6 protein-coding genes are annotated in these 5,601 nt (G+C 68.3%); 2 read left to right on the top strand and 4 right to left on the bottom strand.

The features are described from left to right. Nucleotides 1–129 precede the first annotated feature (129 nt). The 3 genes from AB0J09_RS54665 to AB0J09_RS54655 all read right to left on the bottom strand — a co-directional run bounded on the left by AB0J09_RS54665 (nt 130) and on the right by AB0J09_RS54655 (nt 3,435). Entirely contained in the window at nt 130–2,178 is a 2,049-nt protein-coding gene (locus tag AB0J09_RS54665) for a hypothetical protein (RefSeq protein ID WP_360710198.1), read from the bottom strand. Nucleotides 2,179–2,250: 72 nt separating this feature from the next. After that, a complete protein-coding gene (locus AB0J09_RS54660; protein WP_360710196.1) occupies nt 2,251–2,757 on the bottom strand; it encodes a hypothetical protein in 507 nt (168 codons plus the stop codon). 57 nt (nt 2,758–2,814) lie between these two features. Further along, complete coding sequence (locus AB0J09_RS54655) at nt 2,815–3,435, bottom strand: hypothetical protein (protein ID WP_360710195.1); 621 nt, start codon at nt 3,433–3,435, stop codon at nt 2,815–2,817. 254 nt (nt 3,436–3,689) lie between these two features. Between AB0J09_RS54655 and AB0J09_RS54650 the strand changes: the two genes are divergently transcribed. Further along, on the top strand, nt 3,690–3,887 hold the full coding sequence (locus tag AB0J09_RS54650; RefSeq protein ID WP_360710193.1) for a helix-turn-helix transcriptional regulator: 198 nt from the start codon (nt 3,690–3,692) through the stop codon (nt 3,885–3,887). Nucleotides 3,888–4,183: 296 nt separating this feature from the next. Here AB0J09_RS54650 and AB0J09_RS54645 read toward each other — a convergent pair whose 3' ends face one another. After that, nucleotides 4,184–5,221: a sigma-70 family RNA polymerase sigma factor gene (locus tag AB0J09_RS54645; protein WP_360710191.1), complete on the bottom strand. Its 1,038-nt coding sequence runs from the start codon at nt 5,219–5,221 to the stop codon at nt 4,184–4,186. A 68-nt stretch (nt 5,222–5,289) separates the two neighbouring features. Here AB0J09_RS54645 and AB0J09_RS54640 point away from each other — a divergent pair. Then, nucleotides 5,290–5,601: VOC family protein (locus tag AB0J09_RS54640; protein WP_360710189.1), on the top strand; the 312-nt coding region annotated here is incomplete at its 3' end.

Raw genomic sequence — 5,601 nt, 5'->3', positions numbered from 1 at the left:
CGCGGTGGCCGCGTCGCCGCGCGACAGCGACCGCACGCCGACCGGGCCGTCGGGTGAGACGTCGAGCACGACCCGAAGGCTCGGGTGGCCCCAGACGACGCTGGTGTTCATGGATCTCCCTTGCTTGTTCTAGCCGAGTGGTGCGGCGATCTGGATGCGGTCGATGTCAGGTGCGTAGCGGCTGGAGGCGTTGCCGAACGTGATCGTGTTCGCTCCGGCGGCCAGCGTGACGTCCACCACAGTGGTGCGGTAGTTCGACCAGCCCAGCGTGTTCCGGAAGTAGTGCCGGATGGCTGAGCCGCCGTTGACGGAGATGTCGGCGTAGCGGTCGACGATGTTGGTGTTGTAGTTGGTCGCGCCCTCGCCCAACTCGCCGTTGGCGTACGTGACGACCATGCGGTAGCGGCCGGCCGACGGGACGGTGACGTTGTTGAAGCGCAGCGTGTTGGCCGCGCCGGCGCCGATGAAGCCGACGTACCGGCCGCCCGAGGCGGCCGAGTTGGAGGCGACCTTTGCGGCGCCGCCCAGCGTGTTGGCGCCGGCCTCGGCCTCGTACGCGGTGATCGTGCCGGACGACGATGCCACGTCGATGTAGTCCAGCAGGGCCGTGCCCACCTCGAGGCGGTTGATCCCCGCTGTCAGGAACACCTTGACGGTCGCCGTGTTCCAGTCTTGGGCGGCGGGCAGCGTGACGTCGGTCAGGTCGGAGCCGTTGAGCCGCAGTCGGACCACGCGGGAGGCCTGAGCCGAGTAGCGCAGGCCGACGTTGTAGTAGCCGTCCGTGGGCGCCGTGACCACGAACTTGGTGCCGCCGTCCACGTAGGAGACCTGGCCGTACGTGATCGAGCCGGACAGGGCGGCGTACTCGGCCTCATAGCGGGAGCCGCTGGTCGCCGCCTTGGCGGGGGTCACGATCACGTGGTACGCCGAGGCGCCCTTCAGGCCCGTAAGCGGGATCGTGATCTGGCCGCTCGTGGGGGTGAAGTCCGTGTCGGTGAGCTTGTACGGGCCGGAAGAGGGATTCAGCCCGGTGTCGTCCACGCCCCAGACGGTGGCGTGGACCGTGGTGCCCAGGGCGCTCGGGATACCCTTGACGACCAGGTTCGTGTCGTACGTGCCGCTGGCCGGGTTGTTGCCGCCGAAGATCACCCTGGCCTGCTTCTTGGCCTGGTCGAACGCGGCGAGGCCCTGAAGCGAGCCGCTCGCGGCCGGCGGGGTGACGGCGACGGTGTTGCCGGTCAGCTCGCCGTACCACTTGTACAGCCACCAGCCACCGGTCGCCTGGTTGTTCCTGGTGACCAGATCGTTCAGCCCGCCGGCTGTCGTCCAGTACGCCAGGCAGCCGTCGACCTTGCTGTTCTCGAACTTGGCCACGAACTGCACCAGATTGCCCGGCACGCCCAGGTCGCCCGACGACCTGCCGTACTCGTTGATCGTGATGGCTCTGGCGGATATGCCGAGGCTCGACTCGATCGCCCGGTAGTCGGAGTAGTGCGTCTGCCAGCTCGTGAAGAAGTCGTTGCCCAGCTCGTGCCAGGTGGTGACGTCGGGCAGCACGCTGTTGTCCCGCGCGAACTGCATGAACGTGCGCATGTCTGCCGAGCGGTAGCTCGCGAAGTTGGGGCCGGCGATGCGGGCGCCGGGGTCGAGGGAGCGGATCCGGCGGTAGACGGTCCTGTAGTCGTTCATGAAGCCGGTCAGGTTGCCGCCGTACCAGATCTGGTCGGGCTCGTTGAAGGGGACGTACACGTACGAGGTGCGGTACGGGTCGGCGACGACCTTCCTGACCATCGTGTCCACCTTGGCCAGGTAGTCGTCGATGCCGAGGTTCTCGTACGGCCACTGCTTGTAGATGTCCTGCATGTAGATCTGGATCTCGCGGCCGCCCGTGCGCTTGAACATGGGGGCGACCTTGAGCGCGTCACCGTTCGGGTGCTGCAGGCCGTCGGGGGCCTTCTGGGCGGTGACCTGGGGCTTGAGGGTGGCAAGCATGGTCTCGTTCGGGATGCCCTCGTCGCCCAGTCCGTACAGGAAGCCGGTGGCGCCGTAGCGAAGCACGCCGGTCTGTGAGGCGAGGTCGACGACGAGCTGGGATGCGGCCTGGGCGGGGGCGGCATGCACGGCGGCGGTCACCATGACCACCGCCGGCACCGCTGACCAGGCATTTTTCCTCCTCATGACGGGACAACCTCCTGGCGTGCTGGGGCGTTTCGCGCCCTTGGGGGACGTGGAGGTGCTTGATGTGACCGGTCACATTTCCTTGTGGCATGAGTGTGACCGCTCACATTGCCCAGGAAAAGACCCTGTTACCAGGTTGTTACCAGCAAATGTCCGGCGAGCGACCAGTAGGTGGGCCAGAAGCCCCCACCCCTTGCCGCCGACCAGGTGGGACAGCAGTGCGGGGGAGTAGCCGGTGCCGGTGCCGATCTCCGGGACGCGCTGCCCGGGAGACACCTGAAGCAGGTCCGGCATGGTGGCGATGATGTCGGGGGGCGGAGGTCTGCGGCAGCTTGGAGCCTTCGCTCCGCAGCGTGTAGTGGGTTTCGCCGCGTATTCAGAGCTCACCAACCGAACTCGCGTGTGTTCCCGATGAAAGTCCCTCAGTCTGGCTGAACTCCCGGCGGACCGCTCGTTAAGGACGCTGTCACCAAGTACACGGCGCTGGCCGCCGGTAACCTGCTGCGGGGCGCGCCCGCGTCGTGGGGCCGAGGAGAGCCCCAACGGGAATGGACGGCGATCACGCTTCTCGCCGAACATGCGCCTGGTCTTGCCCCTGCACCGGTGGTCTTACCGTGGGAGGTTGGAGGCGGGCCGTCAACCTCGGCGGTCCGAGGCGGACGAGTCCAGTTCGTCTGCTCGGCGGAGGTCCTTGGGGCGGCCTATGGCGCGACGCATCTGGATCAGGTCATTTCGGGAGACGTAGTGAACTTCCAGGCCGCCCGGGTCGACTGCGGTGATCGCGCGGTCGAAGCACTCTCGGACTTGAAGGGTTCCCCAGGGGAGCGCCGGGGTGCAGCAGTCGCCGCTGGCTCCGGGTGAGGTGAACTGCACTTTGGGGCGGAGAAAGGAATCCGGGTGAGTTGCTACGGGGTTGCCCGTTTCGTCGGCGAGTTGGGCGTTGATGGAGCTGAAGGCGGTCGCCAGGGCCGGGGCGTGGGCCGGGGTGCCGTCCCAGAGCAGGTCTAGATCGCCGGTCAGTTCGGTGGATCCATGCATGATGCCGGCGACTTGCCCGATCACTACGACCCGGACGCCGCTGTGGTGGAGGGCTTCGAGCAGAGGGAACGGGTCGAACCCGAGGGCATCGTCCGTGCCGATCGTGCCGACGTCGTCGTCGGCGTCCTCGTGGCCCAGGCCGGTGGCCGCCCGGGTTAGGGCCAGTTCACGGGTGCGTCGTGCGGCGGCGCGGAGCCGTTCCAGCGGTTCGTCGATCATCTGATTCATGCAACACCGGGCTGCACCCCTGGCGCACTCGAATTTCTTTAGGGCGGCGCCGCAGGACCGCCTTCCGGCACACTCTTTGAGGTGACCGCCGAGGGGAGTCTGCAGGCGGCGCGGCGGCGCCCACTCCCGCGACCCGGCGTTGGCGTGAAAGCGGCCACCTGGAGCGCGCCATCGAGGCGGCGGGAGGTCCAGCGGCTTTCGATGATGAGATCCGGCGTTCGCGAGACGAGGCCCAGGGCTGGCGGTTGGCGGAGATGCGCAAGCGCCGAGGGCTGACGCAGACGCAGGTGGCGGAGCGTATGGAGATCTCTGTGGCCCGTGTGTCGCAGATCGAAGGAGGGGACGTCTCCACAAGGGAGGTGCTCGACCGCTACGTCGCCGCTCTGGGCGGGACGCTCAAACTGATCGCGGACTTCGGCGACGAGCAGCTCAAGGTCAGCTGACCGGGCCATCGCTCGCGCCGAGCGTCTCCATGACGTCGTTGTGCGGCGGCTGCGGTCATTCGACGGGAAGCAGCCCGGTCACGCCCGCGCGGCAGGCCACCGCCGCACGTTAGCTCGTGCACAAGTTCGGTGATCCCCGGCGTCCACCCGTCCATCTCATCAACGTCGCACCGCTTCCCCGGCAGCCCGATCTGGATGGATCGGATCGGTAGGCAACGCCTCGCGAGCGCCCCCGTGATCTCGTACGGCGCGTTGCTGCGCCGGACGATGGCCGGGTGCCCGTCATCCTGGCGTTCTCAGGGCAGCGAGGCGGGCAAGGCGAAGGATGGGAAGTGGCCGGGGCCGAGGAATGAGACGATCTCGGCAATGTGTTCGCCACGCAGCGCGAGTACGGTGATCGACCACGCGAGGTGCGGTCCCGCGGGGTCGGCGCCGACGTAGAAGGCCACGGCGGGCTGGCCGTTCGCGCTGGTGGGCAGGGTGCGCCAGCTGGGGCATCTGGTCATCGGGACCTGAAGGGCGAAGTCGGTGACGGCCTCCAAGCCGCGGTACCAGTGCGCCAGCGGCGGCATCGACCAGGTGACGTCCTCGGTCAGCAGCGCCACCAGAGCGTCGGCGTCGCCTTGCTCCAGCGCCGCGGCGAATCCGGTGACCAGCTTGCGTACGTGGGCGTCGCCGAGCTTCCGCAGCGTCTGCTGCTGGGTGGGGGAGGAGGCCCTCTGCGCGGTGAGCTTGCGGGCCCGCGCCAGGGCGGAGTTCACCGAGGTGGTCGAGGTGCCCATCATGGTGGCGATCTCGGCGGCGGAGAACCCCAGGACGTCGAACAGCAGCAGCGCTGCCCGCTGGTTGCCCGGCAGGTGCTGCAGCGCGGCGACGAAGGCGAGTTCGACGGACTCGCGCTGCTCGTAGCGGGCCTCAGGCGTGGCCGGGCCGTCGGCGAGGCCCTGATCGGGGTACGGGCCCAGCCAGGCGATGTCGGTCAGCGGGGCGGCGTCGAGTACGGCTTGGTCGCTGGACGGGCCGAGGTCGGTGGGCAGCGCCCGCTTGCCACGGGATGCGATGATGTCCAGGCAGGTACGGGTGGCCACGGTGTAGAGCCACGAACGCAGCGAGCCCCGGCCGTCGAACCGGGCGAGTCCCCGCCAGGCTCGCAGCAGGGCGTCCTGGAGCGCGTCATCGGCGTCGTGGGTCGAACCCAGCATGCGGTAGCAGTGCGCATGCAACTCGCGGCGCAGCGGTCCCACCAGGCGGGTGAAGGCGTCATCGTCTCCCTCGCGCGCCCGGGCCAGATCGGCGGCCTCGGTCGCGGAGTGCCCGAAAGAAATTTCCCCCACAAGCGACGATTGTGCCGCACAGCGGCAGTCCTACCTGCGACAGGCCATGACGACCCAGGAGGACTGCTATGACATCGACCGCACATCACCATGCGCCCGGGTGGTTCGACATCTCCACTCCCGATGCCCGGCGAGCGCGACGCTTCTATGAGGAAATGTTCGACTGGCCGGTGAACGCCATTGACGAGACGTACGCGCTCATCGGCGACGACGGCGGGCGGCCGACGGGCGGGATCGGACAGGCCGGTCCCCACAGCCCTTACACCGGGATCGTGGTCTACTTCCAGGTCGACGACGTCGACGACGCACTGGCACGTGCGCAAAGACTCGGCGGCAGCCGCGTCATGGAGCCGGCGCGGACGCCGCTCGGCCGGATCGCG

Origin of the sequence: Nonomuraea sp. NPDC049784 (assembly GCF_040659615.1) — a bacterium.
Classification (GTDB): domain Bacteria; phylum Actinomycetota; class Actinomycetes; order Streptosporangiales; family Streptosporangiaceae; genus Nonomuraea.
The sequence above is the reverse complement of the archived record's forward strand: the minus strand, read 5'-3'. Positions and strand labels throughout refer to the sequence as shown.

What these genes read in the sequence shown, in the direction of transcription:
- AB0J09_RS54655 (WP_360710195.1), bottom strand. Translation starts at nt 3,435, where the DNA reads ATGATCGACGAACCGCTGGAACGGCTCCGCGCCGCCGCACGACGCACC.
- AB0J09_RS54665 (WP_360710198.1), bottom strand. Translation starts at nt 2,178, where the DNA reads ATGAGGAGGAAAAATGCCTGGTCAGCGGTGCCGGCGGTGGTCATGGTG.
- AB0J09_RS54660 (WP_360710196.1), bottom strand. Translation starts at nt 2,757, where the DNA reads ATGTTCGGCGAGAAGCGTGATCGCCGTCCATTCCCGTTGGGGCTCTCC.